We start from the raw sequence: 20,745 nt of genomic DNA on the forward strand, positions 1-20,745 counted from the left end.
TCGTCTGGAAAGCAAACCCGGACGACATCATCGCAGCTCGAAACCGTGGGTTCCAAACGTTGGAGTCAAACCACTAGGTTAATGACACTCAAACAAATTTCGGGCAGTCTTTCCGTCAAAGCAAGAACAAAAACGATAATTGCTTCCGGGGTTTTCTTCAGATCTCAAGAAGACAAATAAAACAGACAACCGATGCGCTTCCTCGATTGTGGTGTGCAAACAATTGGGTCGTGCACATAAGTCGGATTAGAGGGCGAACAAATGAATATTTCTCCACAATTCAGTAGCAGGGCGAGTGAATTAAAGAATAATGGCTTTGGGGGATCAAAAGACAGTTCATTTAAACCCGAACAGCCACACGACAGCTTGCTGCCGCTTCTGGTTATCATAGACAACCGTGCGTTGGATCGCGAATGCCTCGCACATGGACTGACGAACCATAGCATAGAAATGTCGATCGCTACGTTCAGTTCGTTCGAGCAGTGGCTGCATCAGCGTAAGGGCCGCACTGCGGGTGCGGTGCTTTTCAATATCGGTGGCCAGAAGGTTTCGGATCCGGCTGTCGGAAATTACCTCAATCGCATCGTCACCGATTGTGCTCCAGCCCCCGTCATTCTTCTGGCTGACAAGGAAGAAATCTCACAGGTTCTCAAAGCACTCGATCACGGCGCGAAGGGGTATATTCCGACATCGGTGAATGTGAATGTCTGCGTTGAAGCCTTGCGACTTGCCATGGCCGGCGGAACGTTCGTTCCGGCCAGCAGCGTGCTGGCCCTGCGTCATGCTACCGATCCGAACTCGCAGCGGCTGCAGCCTCTCGGCGGAATGTTCACCCAGCGTCAGGCCGAAGTGGTCAATGCGCTGCGTCGGGGCAAGGCGAACAAGATCATTGCCTATGAGCTGAAGCTGCGGGAAAGCACGGTTAAGGTTCATATCCGCAACATCATGAAGAAGCTGAAGGCGTCCAACCGCACCGAGGTGGCCTGCATCATCAACGAACTGTTCCCGTCGGAAACATCGTTTTCCGATTTGCAGTAGGGCGCAACCGGCAGCAGGGGAGCTGCGCGGTCGGCGGATTGAATGATTCCGTGAAGGAGAATTTTGGTGATTATCTCCGACGTTTCATCAGGAAACGGGCGGCAGCCGGTGGCTGACCTGCTCGACATCATAAAACGTAGAAGAATGATGCTGGTCGTGCCGGTGCTCGCAGGCATTGGCGTCGGCTTTGCAGGCTATCTTACAGCGCCTGTCAGTTATGTGTCGGAGTCCGTACTGGTGCTGGATATGCGGCGATTGCAGGCGCTACCCAGTGAAAGCGCAATCACGCCGCTGCCGCAGGACAGCCCGGTTTTGCGATCCGAACTGGACATCATCAGTTCGCGTATGATGGCGCGAAAAGTTATCGACATCCTGCAAGCGGAGGGCATTGTCGTGCCGACGGAGTTCCGTTCGCGTACGGTGCTGTCGTCCGCTTCGGATACCGGAGCGCAGACAAAAAGTGCCCGCGATATCGATCCGGCCATGCGCGAACGCCAGCAGATCGACCTTCTTCTGTCGCGGCTGCGGGTGACCAATGATGGCCGCTCCTATACGATCTTCATTTCCTATCGCGCTTCCGATCGGGTTTATGCGGCGCAGGTCGCCAATGCTTTCGCCGCCGCCTATCTCGATCACCAGATCGACGTACAGCAATCGGCCACGCGCCGCATCAGCGATTGGCTTGGCGATAAGCTGGGCAATTTGCGCAGCGATCTTGAAAATGCTGAACGTGCGGCAGAAGAATTCCGCCAGAAGGCGCGGCTTGCGGGCGAGCAGGGACAGATCAGCTTTCAGGCCCAGCGCGTGGCAGCGCTGAACAGCGAGATTGTTGCGGCAACGGGTGCTGTCTCGCTCGCGGAAGCACGGCTGCGCACGGCTGAAGAACTGAAAAACAATAACGAAGCGCCTGCACTGACTGAAGTTTTGGCATCGCCGGCGATACAGACCCTGCGTAGCGAAGCGGCGCGTGTCGAACGCCAGCTTGACGAACTGCAATCGAACGGCGCGCTGAAGAGCGCCGAAATTCCTGTGCTGAAGGCTGAACTGGAAGCCCTAAATCAACAGATTTCGAGCCAGGTAGGCGAAATCATCAAGAGCCTCGGTAATGAAATCCAGATCGCGCGGCAGCGGCGCAGCGGACTGGAAGATGCGTTGAAAAATGCAGAAGCCGATCTGGCCGAAGCCAATCAGGCGCAAGTCAGGGCCGGGCAGCTCGATCGTGAAGCCAATGCCAGCCGCACGGTCTACGAAAGCTATCTGACGCGTTACAAGCAGCTGATCGAGCAGGACGGCATTGCCGCGCCGGAAGCGCAGATGATCTCACCTGCGGAACCGGCAATGGCCAAGGCAAGCCCCAATCTTGCCAACTGGCTGTTGCTGGGGCTGGGTCTCGGCGGGTTGGTCGCGCTTGTCGGCACCATGGTGAAGGAAACATTCGACAAGATCAGGCCTGCGCAGACGGCATCTTTGGTGCTGCCCGGCATTCCGGCAGCGACGCTGCTGCCGGTTTCGCCGCGGCTGACCGTGCCGCTTCTCGTCAATCGTGGTCTCGATCCGGCAAGCCCCTTCGGCCGTGCGATCAAGTCGGTCCATGATCGTCTTCGGGTCCTGACACGCGGTCGGGATTCGCTGGCATTGTCCATCGTTTCACTGTCTGACGGCGAGGGAAAGACGCTGCTGATCACCGCGCTTGCGCAACAGATTGCCGCGGCTGGCTTAACGGTTGCGATCATCGACGCGACGAACAAGCGGGCGGGCCTGTCTGAAGCCTTCGGGCTTCCGCACAACGATTACGGCAGTGCCGCTGCCGAACGTCCACTCACCGGGGCAACACTCGTGCGTGATCACGGTTCGGGGATCGATATCATCAAGCCGGACAGACAGATGCGCGAGGGAGAATGGCTGGCCGAATTGATCGCCCAGTTGCGCGCCGATCACAAAATCATCCTCGTGGACCTTCCGGCGGTCATGGAAGACAAGCGTTCGGTTCTGCTGTCGCGGGCAACGGATACGGCGCTTCTCGTCGTGCCGTCCGACCGCCACGACCAGCACGCGACCCATGCGCTGATCCAGACGATGGCGTCGTTCGGGCGCAAGCCCGCGCTTGCGGTCGTGAACCAGAACACCGCGTCCTATCGCAGCTGGATAGCGCTCCCCGTCGCCTTGTGCGGTCTGGCGTTGCAAAAAGCAAAACGCAGCATGGGGGCCGCGTTTTTGCGTCGGCGCAAGCCAGCCGCAGATGGCGTTCAGGAACAGGCGTGAGGGGCAGACCATGTCACACAGGATTATCAGAAACCGTATCGGCACGCATCTCAGGGCAACGATACTTTCCGGGCTTCTGCTTTGGGGCGGAAGTTTTGGAGCGCTTGCAGACGGGCTGGCCTATCGTGTCGGGGCCAACGATGTGTTGCAGGTCACAGTCTATGGTCAGCCGTCTCTCACAGGGCTTTACCCGGTCGATGTGGACGGCAATATCGGTTATCCGGTGGTGGGCAACATTCCGGTGAGCGGACTTACCACCAACGAAATCAGCGAGAAGATTGCCGGATCGCTATCCCAGCATATTCCGGGGCTGACGGTCACGGCGACGGTCAATCAATATGCGCCGGTGTTCGTCGTCGGCGATGTGAAGGCGCCGGGAAAATACCAGTTTCGCCCCGGCATGGTGGCGCTTGAGCTAACGGCGCTCGGCGGCGGGGTAGGAAAGGCCGAGTCTCCGGCGGTCACTGCAGGCGTGCAGCTGATCGCTGCCCAGCAGGAATACACCGATCTGCAGCTGCAGATTACCGCAATGGCGATCAAACGCGCGCGTTTCGAGGCCGAACTGAACGGCACGGATTTTACCTATACTCTGCCGGAACAAACGCCTGCGACCAAGGAAACAGCAGTCCTGCAGCAACACATGCTTGATGGCGAGAAGACATTGTTCGATGTTCGCCGCAACAATCTTGCTTCCGAGCGCCGGGCGCTTGAGGCACAGGTTGCAAGCTATGGCGATGAAATCCAGACCTTGCAGCAGAGCATCAAGCTGCATGACACCGAAATCGCGCTGCTGCAGGAGAATGTGGATTCCAGCAAGTCGCTGGTGGATCGCGGCCTTGCGGCAAAGTCCAGTCTTCGCGATCTGGAGCGGGATTTGTCGGCTACCCGGCGCGCCGCGCTGGAACAGGGGTCGTTTCTCGCTCGGGCGAAGCAGAACCAGCTTGCCGTGCAGCAGCGCATAGCCAATCTGGAGGAGATCCGCCGAAGCGATGCGGCCACCAGCTTGCAGGACATCGACCTCAACATGGCCCGCATGGAACGCCGCAGCAATGCCCAACTGCAGGCCATGGCTGAAATTGCCAAGTCTTCCGGCGATATCTCCTCAGCCACGCTGCGCCAGAAACTGGTCTTCTCGATCAGCCGTAACGTCAATGGCAACTTTCAGGATATCGTTGCCAATGAGCGTACGGAAATCAAACCGGGTGACATCCTGCGCGTCGAGCTTGATATGAGCAAGATTGGCGGCGGCTCGCCGTCATAGGTTTAGACTCTCCAAAAGTCAGGAAAGGACTGCGCGTCTCCTCAGCATGAGGGATGCTGAGGAGACTTGTCCAGGATTGACAATGTAAGAGTGAAACGTCGCGGCTTGATCGGAAAAGCGGAACACGCTTTTCCGGGGGCTTCAAGCGGCGACAGGATCGGCGGTTTCCTCCAACCAATCGCGATAGACTTTACGCAGGCCGTCCTCCAGACGAATTAGCGGTTTCCAGCCGAGCGCCCGCATCCGCGACGTGTCGAGGAGTTTGCGTGGAGTGCCGTCCGGTTTGCTGAGATCATGTTCAAAGCGACCTTCGTACCCGACAACGCGGGCGACGGTCAGCGCCAGGTCCTTGATTGAAATCTCCTCACCCGTTCCGATATTCATGGGATCGATGCCGTCATAGAAGCGCAGCATGTGCAGGCATGCATCTGCAAGGTCGTCCACATGCAGGAATTCCCGCAAGGGCTTGCCTGTGCCCCAGAGCGTCACATGATCCATTCCTCTCTCCTTGGCCTCGTGAATGCGCCGGATGAGTGCCGGCAGGACATGCGAGCTATTGGGGTCAAAATTGTCGTTTGGGCCGTAAAGATTGGTCGGCATAGCCGTCATGAAATGATTGCCATATTGCCGTGAGCAGGCTTGCGCATATTTCAGCCCGGCGATCTTGGCGATGGCATAGGCTTCGTTGGTCGGTTCCAGCGGGCCGGTCAGAAGCGCATCTTCGGTGAGTGGCTGTGCGGCGTCGCGTGGATAGATGCAGCTTGAACCGAGCCACAACAGGCGCTCGACGCCGTTTTGCTGGGCGGCGCGGATGAGGTTCATGCCGATGGCCAGATTATCGTAGAGAAAGTCTGCCGGATATTGCGAATTGGCCAGAATGCCGCCGACGCGGGCGGCAGCGATGATGATGACATCCGGCTTGCGCCCGCTGATGAAATTTTCTGTCGGTCCCTGCCGCGTCAGGTCGAGCGTGTTGTGCGGGGCCGTGATGACGTCACAATCCGTGCCGTGCAAGCGTCGCAATATGGCCGAACCGACCATGCCTGTATGTCCGGCAATAAATATCTTTTTGCCTTCGAGCGAATAGAGTGGGGTGGGTGCGGTTTCAGCCATAGAAGTCATTGCGTCCAACCTCCCGCATGATATTGCGCAAATCCCAATCGACCATCTCGGTGACGAGATTGTCGAAGCCGGTCGTATGCTGCCAGCCGAGGCGCGTTTTCGCCTTGGATGCGTCGCCGAGCAGGAAGTCGACCTCGTTTGGACGGAAATAGCGCGGATCAATTTCAATCAGGCAATTGCCGGATTTCCGGTCGCGGCCGATTTCTTCCACGCCGTCGCCGTGCCATTCGATCTCCTTGTCTACCGCCTTGAATGCATGTTCGACAAACTCCCGCACCGTATGCGTTTCGCCGGTCGCCAGAACGTAGTCGTCGGCGGTATCTTCCTGCAGGATGCGCCACATGCCCTCGACATAGTCACGGGCATGGCCCCAGTCACGGCGGGCATCGAGATTACCGAGCCGAAGCCTGTCCTGAAGGCCACGTTCAATGGCGGCGACGGCTCGTGTGATCTTGCGGGTGACGAAGGTTTCGCCGCGAAGCGGGCTTTCATGATTGAACAGAATGCCGTTGGAAGCATGAAAGCCGTAAGCGTCGCGATAATTCACCGTCGTCCAGTAGGCGTAGAGCTTTGCCGTCGCATAGGGGCTGCGCGGCGCGAATGGCGTCTGTTCGTTCTGCGCATGGGGCGAGCTGTTGCCGAAGAGTTCGGATGTGGAAGCCTGGTAGAAGCGGCATGTCTTGCCGAGCCCCAGGATTCGCATGGATTCAAGCAGCCGCAGCGTGCCGAGCGCATCGGCATTCGCCGTATATTCAGGCGTTTCAAAACTCACCTGCACATGGCTCTGCGCGCCCAGATTATAAATCTCGTCGGGCCGCACTTCCTGTATGACACGGCACAGATTGGTAGCATCCGTCAGGTCCCCGAAATGCAGGCGGAAGCGAATGTCCTCCTCATGCGGGTCCTGATAGAGATGATCAATGCGCGCCGTGTTGAACGACGAAGACCGCCGTTTCAGACCATGGACGCGATAACCCTTTTTGAGCAGAAGTTCGCTCAGATAAGCGCCATCCTGTCCGGTCACACCGACGATGAGAGCTGTTTTCTCCTGCAAGACCCTGCCTCCGATCAAAAACTCGATAGAACCATGTTAGCGATTTTCGCCAAGGGCAGAACGGCTCCAAAACGGCAAATGCGGGCGGGAACATCGCTCTTCGGATGAGGTCTGAAGCGCGCCCGGCATGGCCGGTTTCACCCAAAGAGGTAGGCGGTTCGCCCGCTGTCGGTGCGGGCCATGCCTTTGTGTTTCTTGCGGTATCCGCCGCGCTGTTGCGATCCTTCTGCTTAACCGGACCAAGCAATAGGAAGCGAAATCATGCGTGTGGTGCTTGCCAATCGTTACTTCTACCCGGACCAGTCGGCGACCAGCCGCATGGTGACGAGCCTCGCCCATACGCTGGTGCGTGAAGGCATCGAGACGACGGTGCTGGCAAGCCGCTGCTATCACGACAATCGGACGGACATTCTGCCCGCGCGCGAAACGATCGACGGCATCGATGTTCATCGCATATGGACCTCGGGCTTCGGTCGGGGAAAGCTTGTCGGGCGCGCGGTCGATTATGCGACCTTCCATCTGTCCGCTGCGGCCTGGTTTGCGTCGAATGCCAGAAAGGACGATGTCTGCGTCGTCTGCACCGATCCGCCGCTTCTTTCCGTTTCGGCAGCACTCCCAGTCCGTATGCGCCGGGCAAAGTTGGTCAACTGGGTGATGGATCTTTTCCCCGAAACGGCGATGGAACTCGGCCTCATCAAGCCCGATACGGTTTCAGGCAAGCTCGCCCTGATCCTGCGCAACTGGTCGATGCGCCAGTCGGCGCTGACCATCTGCCCGATAGAGCGCATGGCGCAATATCTTTCGACAAGGGACATTCCGGCGGAAAGCCTGAGCGTGGTTCACCACTGGGCCGACCGCAATGAAATTGTTCCGGTCGAACCGGCGCGAAACCCCTTGCGCCGCGCCTGGGGGTTGGGACGGAAATTCGTCATCGGCTATTCGGGCAATTTCGGGCGTGCGCACGAATTCAAGACAGTTCTCGATGCCGCCGAACGGCTCAAGCATATGAAGAGCATTGTCTTTCTGATGATCGGCGAGGGGCAGCAGCGCGGCTTTGTCGAAAGCGAAGTCAAACGACGCGGCCTGACCAATGTGATGATGAAACCGTTCCAACCCGTTGATAAACTTTCCGAAAGCCTCGGTGCTGCCAATGTGCATCTGGTCTCGCTGAAGCCGGAGTTGGAACATTGCATCGTGCCCAGCAAGTTCTATGGCGTGCTTGCGGCTGCGCGACCGACAATCTTCATCGGCGATACGGAAGGCGAGATCGGCACGATTGTTCGCGATTTCCAGTGCGGCATGGCGCTGCGGCCGGGCGAAGTGGATGCGCTGGTCAACGCGATCCTTCATCTGCGCCACTCGCCGGTCAGCCGCATGTCGATGGGCAACAATGCCCGCTATCTGATGGAAACGGCCTATTCGCGCGAATATGGCGCTGCCGTCTGGCAATCCGCCGTCTCGCGGCTCGAGGAAAAGGTGGCGCCGCAAGCCATGCCGGTTCTCGACCGGCAGTTCCAGCCGAGAGAACTATGATGGACGGGCCGGTCGTCGTCAGCCAGCTTGGCGCGCGCATGCATTATGCGGTGCCGCGCATTTTTGAAGCCGGCGAAAGGCTTGCGCATTTCTATACCGACATATGCGCGCTTCAGGGGTGGCCGCGCCTGCTGAACAGCCTGCCGCCGTCAATGCTGCCCGCATCGGTGCGGCGACTGGTGGGGCGTACACCGCAAGGCATTCCGCAGGACCGAATGACCACATTTCCCGCCTTCGGCCTGCACTCTGCTGTGCGCAGGCTTTCCAATCAGGCGCGGCCGAAATCAACGGCTAATGCCATATGGGCAGGGGAAACCTTCGGCAGGCTGGTCGCCCAAAGCGGCTTTCACGGCGCAAGCGGAGTCTATGCTTTCAGCGGTGAAGCACTGGAACTGCTGACGGCGGCAAAACGGCAGGGATTGTGGACGGCGGTGGAGCAGATGATCGCGCCGCGCACCATTGTCGACCAGCTGGCTTGCGAGGAAGAGGTGCTTAATCCGGGCTGGCAGCTCCCGGTCGCAAATGACGTCCATGCCGATGTTTTTGCCGCGCGCGAGCAGGCGGAATGGCAGATCGCCGATGCTGTGGTTTGCCCTTCCGATTTCGTGGCGCGCCATGTGATCGAGGCAGGCTGTATGCCCGAAAAAGTTGTCGTGGTGCCCTATGGTGTGGATGCCCGTTTCCCGCCGGATGCGCGTCCGCGTCTGCCGGGACCGCTGCGGGTGTTGACCGTTGGCGCGGTCGGGCTTCGCAAGGGCTCTCCCTATGTCGGCGCGGTGGCGCGGGAGCTTGGCGACATGGCGCAATTCCGCATGGTCGGGCCGATCACTGTCCTGCCGGAGGCGCGCGCAAAACTCGCCGCAACGGTCGAGCTGACAGGACCGATACCGCGCAGCGAAATGCGCGCCCAGTTCGAATGGGCGGACGTGTTTTTGTTGCCGTCGCTTTGTGAAGGATCGGCCACGGCAGTTTATGAGGCACTTGCCGCCGGTTTGCCGGTGATCTGCACGGACAATACCGGCAGCGTGGTGCGGCACGGGATCGACGGCTATATCGTCCCGATCCGCGATGTGCGCGAGACGGCAGAGATTTTGCGACAGTTTGCCGGAACTCCGGCGGCACTTGCCCGGATGAGCGACAGCGCACGTGAGCGGGCCAGTGACTTCACCGTTTCACGCTATGGCGAGCGGCTGGTGGCGGCACTGGCACAGCATTCGAGGGCAGGCGCATGATGAAGATCGTTCATGTCATCGGTTCCTACGATCCCGCCAAGGGTGGTCCACAGGCTGTCGTGGTGCGGCTGGCCGCAGCGCAAGCCTCGCTCGGTCATGAGGTGACAATCGTAAGCTATTGTGATGATGAGGTGAGCAGTCGCGCAGCCAAGGCTGCCCTGACGATCCCCGGCTTTGACAAGGTGCGTACGCTGCTGCTGGCGATGCCCGACCTGCGGGAAACCCTGTTTGGGGGAGCCGCCGCGAAAGCCATGGAAGCGCTGGTGCGTGCGGCAGATTTTGTCCATCTGCATGGCATATGGGAAACCAATCTGTTGCGGGCTTCAATGCTCTGCCGCCATTATGGTGTGCCTTACTGCGTGCGCTGCTGCGGCATGCTCGACAGGTGGAGTATGCAGCAAAGCGCATGGAAGAAGAAAATCGCCTTGAAGCTCGGTTTTCGCCGGATGCTTGACGGGGCTGCTTTCATTCAGGCGCTCAATGCAGACGAAATTGAACTGATGCGGCCCCTCGGCCTGAAGCCGCCATCGATGATGATCCCGAACGGCATTTTCCTCAACGAGGTTGAGGGTGACGGTGCCGTTGTGCCCGGATTGCCGGACCGGCCCTATGTGCTGTTTCTGTCCCGGCTTCATTACAAGAAAGGCCTCGATATTCTTGCCGATGCCTTTCGTCGGGTCGCCCCCCTGTTTCCTGACGTGGATCTGGTGGTCGCCGGGCCTGATGGCGGGGCGGAAGACGAGTTTCGCCAGCGTATTCACCAATACGGGTTGGAAAAGCGGGTACATATGACCGGCGGGCTTTATGGCCCGGCCAAGATCGCCGCACTGAAACGGTCAGCCTGCTTCTGCCTGCCAAGCCGACAGGAGGGATTCAGCGTGGCCATAACCGAGGCGCTTGCCTGCGGCGTGCCGGTCGCGATCACGGATGCCTGCCATTTTCCGGAAGTAGCCGAAGCTGGCGCCGGTGTGGTTTGTGCGCTTGATCCGATGGCTGTGGCCTCAGCGCTAGAGAAGATTCTGGAAGACCCGACCCAAGCAAAGCGGATGGGCGCTGCAGGTGCAAGGCTCGTGCGGGACAATTACACCTGGCCGCGCATCGCACTCCAGACAATTGCGGCCTATCAGAGTTTTCAGTCACAAAGGACCGATGCCGTTGCGGGCCGCAAGGCGCTTCGGTCCGTTCCTGCATCCTGAGAATTCAGTGCTTTTGCCGCAGGCGCACCGGCTTTGCCGGATTGCCGGCATAGACCATCCATGGCTCCATGTCGCGGAAAGACACCCCGCGGGCGCCTAGAACCGCGCCCTCGCCAATGGTTACGCCCGGTCCGACGAAGGCTTCAGCCGCAATCCAGCCATAAGGTCCGATGTGGATGGGCGCTGCCGTGAGCGGAAAACCCGCCTGATCGATATTGTGTCCCGCTGTGCACAGATGCGCGCGCTGCGAAACGATGGCGAAGGGCGCAAGCGTGACAGGCGCGACGTTATAGCAGAGCGCGCCGGGTCCGAGCGATGCGTGCGCGCCCATGGCCAGATTGGCTGGCCACCAGATGCGCGCACTGCCGCGCACGATGGCAGTTCCGTGCACCTTTGCACCAAAGGCACGCAGCACCGCGCCGCGCCAGCGCCACAGGAAGGATGGTGTCCATGCCGCCAGCACCAGCCAGCTTGCCTGCCAGATCAGACGCTGGAGGCGGTGCCGGAATGTGAAGGTCGCGCCGCCTTCCATGGGGCGTGACGACGCCTTGCGGCCGCTGACCGGGATGGGCGGGTTTTTCTGCGATGCGACGGACATTGCGGTCATCCTTTACGAAAACTGCGGCAGGCCAGCGCTTTGCTGCGGCGGCATGGGCAGGTAGACGGAGCTGTTGCGGATACGACAGAAGGACAGGACGGGGATCAAAAACAATGCCATATGCAGCCACACGGTCACGACCCAGTCGGTCTGGTGCGAAATGGCGTGCATCGCAGGCACGATCGACAGCATATAGGTGAGTTGTCCCAGCATCTCGCCGGCCATGGCCGTCTCCCAGAGCCGCCGCATGGCCCAGGCGAGCACAAGGAACTTCAGCGCGCCGAAATACCAGAAAGATGAAAATGCATCGACAAGACCGGTCTCGGTTGTGCCTGTGATGGGATTGTAGTCGCGGCTCGGCTCGGGTGTGTCCAGACGCAACGCTTCCTTGATATCGGCCCCGACCAGTTGTGCGGGCACGAAAGTGAACACGATGCGGTTCCAGTGAAACTTGCCGTAGTCGAATTCAAGCCGCCGGTCGACCTCATCGATAAGCTGCACGGCATTGCGCATTTCCAGCCCGCCGCGTTCCAGCGTTTTGTTGAAATTGGCGGCGTAGTCGATCGCCATGATGTCATCGAGGACGAAGCCGGAAGCTGCACGCGTGATCTGGCGGTAATCGCCCATGCTGGTCATCAGGAATGTGCCTGCAAAAATACCGACGAATATTATGATACGAGGCATGACCATGCGGCGATAAAACCACACGGCCAGCAGGATCATCAGGAATAGCTGGATCGCTTCGGCACGTTTTCCGGTCACCAGAATACGGTCCAGATAAAAAACCAGATCGAACAGGATTATCGCCAGCGCAAACCATGACGGTCGCCGCACGAAGCATAGCAGGGCAATGGCCAGGCCATAGGGCATAAGCTGCGCAAAGAAGAGATAGACCACCGGCATGCCGGTCATCTGCACGCCAATGGAGACCTCGCCGGGGAGGCGGCTCAGGAGAAAGTAGAAAACGGCGCCGAAGGCAGACAGGACGGCTGCGGCCCATATCAGCCGCCTTTCGCTGAAGCTCATGCTGAGAAACCTGATCGGGCGGCGCGCCATGCGCCAGCCGAGAACCAGCATGGCAAGGGACAGGATGCCCATCACCATCGTCTTGGCATAGGCGCCTGATGGCAGAAACTGGTCGTGCACGAGGGCGGGAAGTTGCGGCAGCAGGAAGCCGAAAGTCATGACGCCTGCAAGGAACGGAAACTGGTACATGCGTTCCGGACGTGAGAGGAGACCGCCTGCCAGAAGGCAAAGGACGAAACCGGTGAAAATCCATGTTAGCGAGAGGTTCATCCGGTGCCTCCCGCCAGAGCGCATATAGTCGACAGATCAGGCGGCGGTTCGCCCGACGAAAGATCCTGCGGGAAAATACGGCCGGAAATGAGATACCAGCCGAGTTTCACATATTCCCTGGCGACGAGTTCCACGTCTGCGGGGGTTGCCGGAAAGCCGGGGCGTCCGCCATCGCCGCCTATAGGAGACGAGATGAAATGCATCTGGGGGCAAGCGGCGCGAAAGCTCGCTATGGCGCGGCGCGAATGATACCAATTGGTCACGATCAGCGCGCTTTTCGCCTTGATTTCGCGCATGACGGGCGCGGAAAACCGCGCATTCTGCCATGTGCTGCCCGACTGGCATTCCACGAAGATCGCCGATGGCTTCACGCCGTTGCGGATCATGATCCGCTTGTTTGAAAGACAGTCGCCGTCGCCTGTGACAAGGATCACTGGCGAACGCCCTTCCTTCCAGAGGCGGGCGGCCTCCACCGCGCGGGGCGGTCCATCTCCGCCTGGCACCACGATCACATCGGCTTTGCCGCCGTCGTCCTGCAAGGTCAGAACCGGCTCGGAGAAGAACATCGCGGCGAGCCCCATCAAAACGGCGCAGGGCAGAATAACGAGAAGCATCATACCATACGCCGTTCCGGTGTTTCGGCTTCGTGTGGGCGTCCGGCAGATACAGCATCTGCGAGGAGCGCAGATCGGCGCTGGCGCTGCTCTTCCATTTTGACGACGATCATGAACTCGTAGGCGGCAAGCAGGCGGCAATAGAGATAGCCCGGCTTGCCATCGAGAAATCCGCCGCGCAGCAGGTACATATAAAGGAACCGCAGGCTCGGCCTGAACGGCATATGATAGGAGAGCGACTTCAATGCCCGTCGTCGCCGTTCCGGAACTGTCGAAAGAATACCGCCCCAGTCGATCTTGCGTTCGAGCAGGCGCGAGGCGGACAGATCAGCCTCTGCGGAAGAATAACGGTTGTGCTTGTCGTACCAGGCTTCAAGGCCCTTGTTGAAACTGTAATGGATGAAGTGAGCCTGCAATGCACCCTCTGGCCCGCCGCTGGCACGGGAATGCACCGAGCGTTCGAACCGGACCCGGTCGGGCCGGACGAGCCGCGTAATCCATGTCGGATAGAGGCTGGCATGCCGTATCCAGCGCCCCATGAACATGTTCTTGTAGCGTGCCTTGAAGAAGACTTCGGGTCGCGTGGCATCGGCGGCGATTGCCAGCATTTCGTCGCGCAGGTCTGGCGGGGTGATTTCGTCCGCATCGGGTGTATAGACCCAGTCATGCTTGAAGCTGATCTCGGTCAGGCCATACATGCGCTGGCGGTCTTCGGTATCGTAGTTACGTTGGAAAACGCGGGCACCTGCCGCTTTCGCAATCTCGACCGTGCGGTCGCTGCTGTAGGAATCGAGGATGACGATGTCGTCGCACCAATCCAGCGAGGCCAGACAGGCAGGCAGGTTTACCTCTTCGTTCAGCGTCATGATGAGTACGGAAACATTCATGAAGTTGCCCCAGGATAAGTGATGTTCGGTTTGGTGGTCGGGTTGGCCTCGGCCATTGAGGCGGTAACGATCGGACGTGCGCCTCTGGTCATGCGCAGCACGAAAACTGTGTGTGCTGCGGCGGGAATCACCAGTGCGACAAGCATTGGCCAGGCGGGTATGTGGAGACGGATGGCGATATAGGTGATGGCCCCGCCTGTCAGGTTGAGCGCCATGACCGCCACGGCTGTTTGTCCGCAGGAAAGCCCCGCATCCATCAGCAGATGATGCAGATGCTGCCTGTCAGGGGAGAACGGACTTCTGCGTGCGGACATGCGACGCACGATCAGGCTCAGCGTGTCGATGACCGGAACGATGACGATCCAGATCAGGATGGGAAAGGCGATGGCCACAGTGCCGCTGGCAAGGATGAGGATAAATCCGGCAAGGGCCGCGCCGAGAAATGTGCTGCCGCCGTCACCAAGGAAAAGGCTTGCCTTTGTGCGCCAACGATGCCGCATGTTGAAGACGAGAAAGCCGAGGCAGGCGGCTGCAAGTGCCAGCGCCTGCAGCCCAAGGCGATGTTCGCCAACCCCAAAACCGATGACGGCCAGCCAGAAGAAGGCGGCAGCACTTGCCGATCCCGCCAGCCCGTCAACGCCGTCGCTCATATTGACCGCATTGACGAGGCCGACAATGAAAGCAAGTGCGATAATCAGGAAAAGCGGTCCGGTGAGGATCTCGATCAGCATTTCCGGGGCGGGCGCCGTAGCGGGGTCGCTGCCGTCTGGAGCAAGCCCGAGATAAGTCTGCCGCATCCCGGCGATGGTGATTATCAGGAAGGCAGCAAGCAACTGTATCGCCAGACGCGGCGCGACGGGTAGGTTGAAGCGATCATCGATAACACCGGCGACAAGGATCAGCATAAGCCCCGGTACCAAGGTCATGGCGTTGGCATGGCCCGAAATGCCGAAAGTCAGCAGTGCGGCTGCGCAGAACGAGAGAAAAATGGCGATTCCGCCGCAAAGCGGGACATTTCCTTCATGTCTCTTGCGGGCATCGGGAATGTCTATGAGATACCATTCGCGTGCCAGCCCGCGAAAACCGACGCAGAAGGCAACGGAAAGAGCGAAGGCCAGAAGCGTGATCCAGGAAAGACTCGTCATGTCTCCTCCAAGGCGCGTGCAAAAGATCAAACTCTGGAAATTTTTACCTACAGCCAGTGCCATCCACGACTTGGCTTTAGAGCGTGCCGCATACTCCTTTCAGGTCAGGTGCTAACACCAAGGGCGACGTTTCGTGCGTGTCGCAAAGCGTTATCCTTGGAACAGGTGAAGAAGGGCAGAAAGGCCGTCTTGTCGAACGATCCGGGGGGGATAAGGCATCGTGAAACCGAAATTGCTTAACCTATCCAGGCTCGTTTCGAGGAGCGGATCATGAACGGCAGCCGCAGGGGCATTCTCATGGCGGCGCTGGAGCAATATGCCGCGCTGATCTTCAATTTCCTCACGGTTGTCATCGTCTCCAGATTTCTCGACCCCGCTGAGACGGGCATGGGAGTCATTGGCATCAGCATTTCGGCTATTGTTTTTTCGCTCCGGGAATTTGCGAGCGCCGAATTTCTCATCAAGCTTGATCGTGTGGAAGATAAGGATCTTCAGACATCGCTGACATATTTGATGAGCGTAACATTGGTGCTTGCAGTCATTCTCTATATGCTGCGAGGGTTTTTCGCCGCTTCCTATCAAGAGCCGAAGCTCAGTGTCTTTCTCGACATCACAATCGCGGCTGCCATTATCGAAACCCTGGCCATGCCGATCATTGCGCTGCTGCGGCGTGAAATGGCCTTCGGCATCCTCGCCCGTATCCGGACTGCCGGTTCGGGAGTCGGTGCGCTTGTCACGATCGTTACTGCTTATATGGGGTTCGGCTATCTCTGCTTTGCGATTGGTCTGCTCGCTTCGGCTGCAGTCACGACCACATTTTCCATCGCTATTCATCCGCTGCGACGGCTGTTGCGACCGACATTCGCCAGCATCGATCAAGCCTGGCGCTTCGGCATTTACTTAGGCGCGAATTCCAGCCTCGGCAAAATCTGCGAGACGTTTCCGTCGCTTATTCTGGGGCGTTTCATGCCTGTTTCGCAGGTCGGCATCTATAATCGTGCTGGAACGGTCAGCGGGTTGCCGGATCGGGTCATCCTCTCGGCGATCTTTGCCGTAGCATTTCCCATGTTGTCTGCGCAGGTGCGTGAGGGCGTCGATATACGCCAGTCCTATATTCGTGCGCTATCCTATATCAGCGTGGTTTATTGGCCCGCTCAGGCCGTACTGGCCCTCCTGGCATATCCGGCGGTGCGTATCATTCTGGGCAATGGCTGGCATGACGCAGTCCCCATCGTCGCTCTTTCCTGTGTCGCGAACATGTTCTGGTGTCCGGTCCTGCTGACTTATCCGCTGCTGATGGCACTTGGTCACAACCGGGACGCCTTCGTCTTCAGCCTGATTTCGCGTTCGGTCGTGGCGCCCGTATTATGTGTGGCAGCGTTCTTCGGCCTGTTCGCAGTTGTGCTCAGCCAGTTCATCACGTCGCCGTTCCAGATGGTCGTTTCGATCCTCTATGTAAAAAAATACGTTTCCTTTTCGCGCCGGGAGCTTTTCGGCGCATTCGCGCATAGCGCCCTGGTAACGGCACTGACCCTTCTTTTGCCATTGGCGGCTTTAGCAGCCAACGGGTTCTCGTTCGATTTTCCGCCGCTTTACGGTATTGGGATCGGACTTCTTGCTGCCTTGAGCTGGATTGCCGCCGTCTTCGTCACCCGGCACCCATTTGGCGAGGAACTGAGCCATGTCTTCATTACATTTGCCAATATGAGTGCTCTCAATCGCCGGATTTTCCGGCGTTGGCGCAACGGGCTGACATCTTCGACCCCGGCGGAATAAGCGGTTACTGCGAGGGAATGCAAATGCACAATGTCGATATTGCCATTCCGAATTATAATTATGGACGTTTTCTGCGCGAAAGCGTGGAGAGTGTTCTGTCACAGCGTGGGGTGAATGTCCGCGTGCTGATTATCGACAATGCGTCGACCGACGACAGTGCGGCGATTGCATGCCAGCTTGCGGCAGAGGACAGCCGGGTGGAATTGTGCCTGCGAGAACGAAACCTCGGGCCCCATGCTTCCTTTAACGAGGGGGTGGATTGGGCTAGCGCAGAGTATTTTCTGATCCTTTGCTCCGACGACCTGCTGGCGCCGGATGTGCTTGCCCGCGCTACCGCACTTCTTGACGAGCGCCGCGATGTAAATCTTGTCTATGGACGCATGTCGAAGATCACCGCAGATACGCGCCGGTCAGAGATAAATTTGCCGGAGCCCGGAGATGAGGCTGGATGGAAGATCCGTTCCGGCCCGGATTATATCGCCGCTTGTTGCCGCAATGCGATCAGCCTGGTCGACGGCCCGACGGCAATCGTGAGAACCGAGGTGCAGAAAAAGATCGGGCATTATCGCGCCAGTCTTGCCCACACGGACGATATGGAGATGTGGTTGCGTTTTGCCATGCAAGGAGCGATTGCAGAAACCGAAAGCGTTCAGGCTTATATTCGCATCCACCCACAGAGCCGTTCATCCAATATAGAAGGAATATTGCAATGGAATCGGGAGGTGGAACAGGCCTTCCTTTCCTTCTTTGAACATGAAGGGCGTGATCTGCCTGATGCAGAGCAGCTTCTGGCGAAGGTGAAAGACTGTCTTTCGAAGCGGGCATACTGGTCTGCTGTATCGAATGTATTGCGTCGTGAAAGGGGTGCAGCGGCACTTCTCGCGACCGCTTTAAAACGAAAGCCGCTGATGGCGATTGTGCCACCCTTTGATTACCTTCTGCACCGCAGCAAGCGACGTAAACATTTGGGAGCTGCGGGCTAAAAATCGCGGTCATGGGCCGTGTTTCTTGTGCTCCAGAAGCTCCTGCTGGAGGCTCTGTTCCTGCCATTCGAGACGAAGGCGGTACTGGTCAGTGCCTGCCCGCACGGCTTGTTCCAGTTCAGGGCGACGAAGCAGCATATCGTCTATCTGCCGGATCAGAGTTGGCGGGTCGAAGCTTTCCACATGGTGGCAGAATTCGCTCAGGCCGTTATCCTGCAGGAGCACGTCGTTCTTTTGCGCATAACTCAAGGAGATCGTGGGCCGCCCCATATGCAGCGCGCAGATCACATTATGATAACGGCTCGCCAGAACGATGTCGGTCTGTGCGATCTGCTTCATCAGATCGTGCAACGAAGTGACAGGCTCATAGATGAGCAGTTGCTGGCCGCATTCTGTCGCAGACAAGAGTGCTATCAGGTCGGCGATGGCCTCACGGTCTATGTTGTCGCCGGTCAGAAGGCGCACAGTGCGCCCCTGCTGCAGCTGCGACCCAACCACGGCAGACATCTTTTGAAGATAATTGCGGTAGATGGCGATGCCATTTCCATCGTGGCGCTTCCAGCCGCGATAAGCCATGATTCCGATACCTATCCGTTCTATATGCTGTTCTGGATCGTTGCGAGGTAAGACTGTTTCGGCGGCTTTGGGCAGCGAGAAAGCCAGATCGGCGCTGACGCTGTCGCCGGGCTGCTGAACGCCCAGCGTTTTCATGAATTCATACGAAATCGCATCGCGATAGGATCTGAATCTGGCCATCAGAGATGCCCATTTCATGAAGCAGCGGCTGAGCGGATGCTTGATCGGACCTGCGCCAATGGAAACCATAAGAAGCTTGGCACCGCCCAATCGGGCTGCGAGCGACCAGCGCAGTATAGCAAATGCCCAGCCAAATGGTTCCGAGCTAAAGTCATCGAGAACACCGGTGCCGGGTACGATGAGGAAATCGAGCGAGCGGCTAAGCACCATCGCGTTTGCAAAACCCCAGATGCGGTGTGGGGCCTTCAAGAAAAACCGATCCATGATCCGCATGAAGCGATGGGAAGGGACATAGCCGCCAATGGGAACAGCCTCAATTCCATACGTGTTTTTGACCGCTTCAGGCCCGGAACATATGCATATGACTTCGATCTGCGGATCGGTTCGCTGCAGTTGGTGCAGCATCGCTTCCAGCGAACCGTCATTGCCGGTATTGCCGGAGCCGAACTGCCCGAAAAGCCCTATTTTCATGCACGTGTCTCCCGCTGCACCTGCAAGCTAATGCGGGACGCGCTTCATGGAAAACTGGCAGAAGGGTGAACACCATCCTCTATTGTAGGATAGGATGTACCCCTCTTAGCCGAAATGCGCAGCATTGCAATTCCGATACACTGGCCAGCGGTATATCCATTGCCCCCCGATATACCGGAGTAAGGCTTCGAGGGAGTTGTTCCCTCGAAGTCTTGTCTCCCTTGAGATGTACTCCTGAAATATCACTTCTGAAATATCACTGGGGCAACAAGGTTCTGACCATGAAATGTGCTTACTTTGTCCGTCCCCACATAGGCGGGACCTATTCGGTCTTCACACGCCTGCGCTCGTCGCTCGGCCAGTCGGGGATAGAGCTTCGCTGGCTTGCCGCCGGCGCTGTGGGCAACACTATCAGTGTACCGACGGGGCAGGGGCTTGAGGATGCACTTCGCAAGGGCGATGCCATCGACCGAATGGGCGTGCTGGATGAAGAAACCCGCGCCAGGCACATGATCAGTTTTCTGCGCGACAACCATTTCGACGCCGTTTTCGTGAATGTTCTCTCGAACCGCTTCGAAACCAATCTGGTGCGCTATCTGCCCGCCGATATTCTGCGCATCATGATCGTCCACAACATCACGCCCGGCACCTATGCCGCGGCGAAGACGATCCGCGATCATGTTCACGCTACGGTCGGGGTTTCAAAACGCTGCCGCGATGATCTCGTGCGCCAGCACGGTTTCAATGCGGCGCGCACGCTGGTCATCCCGCATGGGTTGAACCGGGACATACATTTGCCGCGTCATGTTCCGAAAAAGGACGAGAGCAGCCCGCTGCGGCTGCTTTATCTGGGACGCATAGAAGACAATTCGAAAGGCGTGTTCTGGCTGCCGAATATCCTGCGTGAGCTCCACTGTCCTTATCATTTGACTGTCGCCGGTGACGGCCCGGATCTGGAAGAGCTGCGCCATCGCCTTGCGCCCTTTGGCGACAAAGTCAGCTTTACCGGCTGGGTTGCGCCATCCGATGTGCCCTGGCTGGTGAGCCAGCACGACGTTATGGTCATGCCGTCGCGCTATGAAGGTTTCGGCCTGACACTCATCGAGGCGATGAGCCAGGGTTGCCCTGCGGTTGTGTCTAAGATCGCCGGTGTGACCGACACCATCGTTACCGATGGCAAGGATGGGCTTTTGTTCCCTGTCGGTGATTTCCGCAAGGCGGCAAGGCATATCGACCGGCTTGCGCGCGACCGCGAGCTGCTAGCGGGCATGGCGGGTGCCGCCCAGCAGAAGGTTGAGACAGTTTTCGATAACGATATTGCCGGGCGCGCCTATGCGGGCCTTCTGGAGCATCTGGTTGCGGATCGTCCCGCCATTGCGCCACCACTGGCGCTTTCACAATGGTCGATGCCGAACGCGCTTCATTCCAGTCTGCGCAGCCGCTTGCCGAAGCCGGTGAAGAACTGGCTGCGCCAGATGCGCGAGCGCCTGCATACGAGATGGTCCGCAGCATGATCTGTGA

At 58.4% G+C, this 20,745-nt stretch carries 18 protein-coding genes; 10 read left to right on the top strand and 8 right to left on the bottom strand.

Translation table 11 applies throughout. The features are described 5' to 3' along the window. The 4 genes from JNC70_RS11525 to JNC70_RS11540 all read left to right on the top strand — a co-directional run. On the top strand, positions 1-180 hold a 180-nt coding region (locus JNC70_RS11525), incomplete at its 5' end, for a hypothetical protein (RefSeq protein ID WP_374788593.1). Positions 181-261: 81 nt separating this feature from the next. Further along, positions 262-1,038: a response regulator transcription factor gene (locus JNC70_RS11530; RefSeq protein ID WP_104754388.1), complete on the top strand. Its 777-nt coding sequence runs from the start codon at positions 262-264 to the stop codon at positions 1,036-1,038. Positions 1,039-1,104: 66 nt separating this feature from the next. Then, positions 1,105-3,300 carry a GumC family protein gene (locus tag JNC70_RS11535; RefSeq protein ID WP_104754389.1) on the top strand — a complete coding sequence of 732 codons (2,196 nt, stop codon included), beginning with the start codon at positions 1,105-1,107 and terminating at the stop codon, positions 3,298-3,300. A 10-nt stretch (positions 3,301-3,310) separates the two neighbouring features. Further along, complete coding sequence (locus tag JNC70_RS11540) at positions 3,311-4,561, top strand: polysaccharide biosynthesis/export family protein (RefSeq protein WP_104754390.1); 1,251 nt, start codon at positions 3,311-3,313, stop codon at positions 4,559-4,561. A 141-nt stretch (positions 4,562-4,702) separates the two neighbouring features. Here JNC70_RS11540 and JNC70_RS11545 read toward each other — a convergent pair whose 3' ends face one another. Both JNC70_RS11545 and gmd read right to left on the bottom strand, forming a co-directional pair. Then, complete coding sequence (locus tag JNC70_RS11545) at positions 4,703-5,683, bottom strand: GDP-L-fucose synthase family protein (protein ID WP_104754391.1); 981 nt, start codon at positions 5,681-5,683, stop codon at positions 4,703-4,705. Continuing rightward, complete coding sequence (gene gmd / locus JNC70_RS11550; RefSeq protein ID WP_104754392.1) at positions 5,667-6,737, bottom strand: GDP-mannose 4,6-dehydratase; 1,071 nt, start codon at positions 6,735-6,737, stop codon at positions 5,667-5,669. The genes JNC70_RS11545 and gmd overlap by 17 nt, the downstream gene beginning before the upstream one ends. 261 nt (positions 6,738-6,998) lie before the next feature. On the opposite strand from gmd, the gene JNC70_RS11555 reads away from it, so the two are divergent. The 3 genes from JNC70_RS11555 to JNC70_RS11565 are packed head-to-tail and all read left to right on the top strand — an operon-like array spanning position 6,999 to position 10,698. Then, positions 6,999-8,270: a glycosyltransferase family 4 protein gene (locus JNC70_RS11555; RefSeq protein WP_104754394.1), complete on the top strand. Its 1,272-nt coding sequence runs from the start codon at positions 6,999-7,001 to the stop codon at positions 8,268-8,270. Then, a complete protein-coding gene (locus tag JNC70_RS11560; protein ID WP_104754395.1) occupies positions 8,270-9,502 on the top strand; it encodes a glycosyltransferase family 4 protein in 1,233 nt (410 codons plus the stop codon). Before JNC70_RS11555 ends, JNC70_RS11560 begins: the two co-directional genes overlap by 1 nt. Beyond that, positions 9,502-10,698: a glycosyltransferase gene (locus tag JNC70_RS11565; RefSeq protein ID WP_104754598.1), complete on the top strand. Its 1,197-nt coding sequence runs from the start codon at positions 9,502-9,504 to the stop codon at positions 10,696-10,698. Before JNC70_RS11560 ends, JNC70_RS11565 begins: the two co-directional genes overlap by 1 nt. 4 nt (positions 10,699-10,702) lie before the next feature. On the opposite strand, the gene JNC70_RS11570 is transcribed toward JNC70_RS11565, so the two are convergent. Genes JNC70_RS11570 through JNC70_RS11590 form a run of 5 tightly spaced genes read right to left on the bottom strand, consistent with a single transcriptional unit; the run spans position 10,703 to position 15,238 of the window. Further along, entirely contained in the window at positions 10,703-11,296 is a 594-nt protein-coding gene (locus tag JNC70_RS11570) for a putative colanic acid biosynthesis acetyltransferase (protein ID WP_104754396.1), read from the bottom strand. 12 nt (positions 11,297-11,308) lie between these two features. Further along, positions 11,309-12,592 carry a hypothetical protein gene (locus JNC70_RS11575; RefSeq protein ID WP_104754397.1) on the bottom strand — a complete coding sequence of 428 codons (1,284 nt, stop codon included), beginning with the start codon at positions 12,590-12,592 and terminating at the stop codon, positions 11,309-11,311. Next, positions 12,589-13,206, bottom strand: coding sequence for a YdcF family protein (locus JNC70_RS11580; protein ID WP_374788597.1), 618 nt, complete (start codon positions 13,204-13,206; stop codon positions 12,589-12,591). Before JNC70_RS11580 ends, JNC70_RS11575 begins: the two co-directional genes overlap by 4 nt. Beyond that, a complete protein-coding gene (locus tag JNC70_RS11585) occupies positions 13,206-14,093 on the bottom strand; it encodes a glycosyltransferase family 2 protein (RefSeq protein ID WP_104754399.1) in 888 nt (295 codons plus the stop codon). The genes JNC70_RS11580 and JNC70_RS11585 overlap by 1 nt, the downstream gene beginning before the upstream one ends. Then, positions 14,090-15,238: an MraY family glycosyltransferase gene (locus tag JNC70_RS11590; RefSeq protein WP_104754400.1), complete on the bottom strand. Its 1,149-nt coding sequence runs from the start codon at positions 15,236-15,238 to the stop codon at positions 14,090-14,092. Before JNC70_RS11590 ends, JNC70_RS11585 begins: the two co-directional genes overlap by 4 nt. Positions 15,239-15,508: 270 nt before the next feature. Here JNC70_RS11590 and JNC70_RS11595 point away from each other — a divergent pair, with 270 nt between their 5' ends. Both JNC70_RS11595 and JNC70_RS11600 read left to right on the top strand, forming a co-directional pair. Then, the gene (locus JNC70_RS11595; protein ID WP_104754401.1) at positions 15,509-17,014 is read left to right on the top strand and encodes an oligosaccharide flippase family protein; all 1,506 of its coding nucleotides are present in this window, start codon (positions 15,509-15,511) and stop codon (positions 17,012-17,014) included. A 23-nt stretch (positions 17,015-17,037) separates the two neighbouring features. Beyond that, entirely contained in the window at positions 17,038-17,997 is a 960-nt protein-coding gene (locus tag JNC70_RS11600; protein ID WP_245414714.1) for a glycosyltransferase, read from the top strand. A gap of 9 nt (positions 17,998-18,006) precedes the next feature. Here JNC70_RS11600 and JNC70_RS11605 read toward each other — a convergent pair whose 3' ends face one another. After that, the gene (locus JNC70_RS11605; protein WP_104754403.1) at positions 18,007-19,224 is read right to left on the bottom strand and encodes a polysaccharide pyruvyl transferase family protein; all 1,218 of its coding nucleotides are present in this window, start codon (positions 19,222-19,224) and stop codon (positions 18,007-18,009) included. Between the two features lie 281 nt (positions 19,225-19,505). Here JNC70_RS11605 and JNC70_RS11610 point away from each other — a divergent pair, with 281 nt between their 5' ends. Beyond that, positions 19,506-20,738, top strand: coding sequence for a glycosyltransferase family 4 protein (locus JNC70_RS11610; protein ID WP_104754404.1), 1,233 nt, complete (start codon positions 19,506-19,508; stop codon positions 20,736-20,738). Positions 20,739-20,745: the final 7 nt, after the last annotated feature.

The sequence above is a fragment of the Brucella oryzae genome (assembly GCF_041929965.1).
Lineage (GTDB): Bacteria > Pseudomonadota > Alphaproteobacteria > Rhizobiales > Rhizobiaceae > Brucella > Brucella oryzae.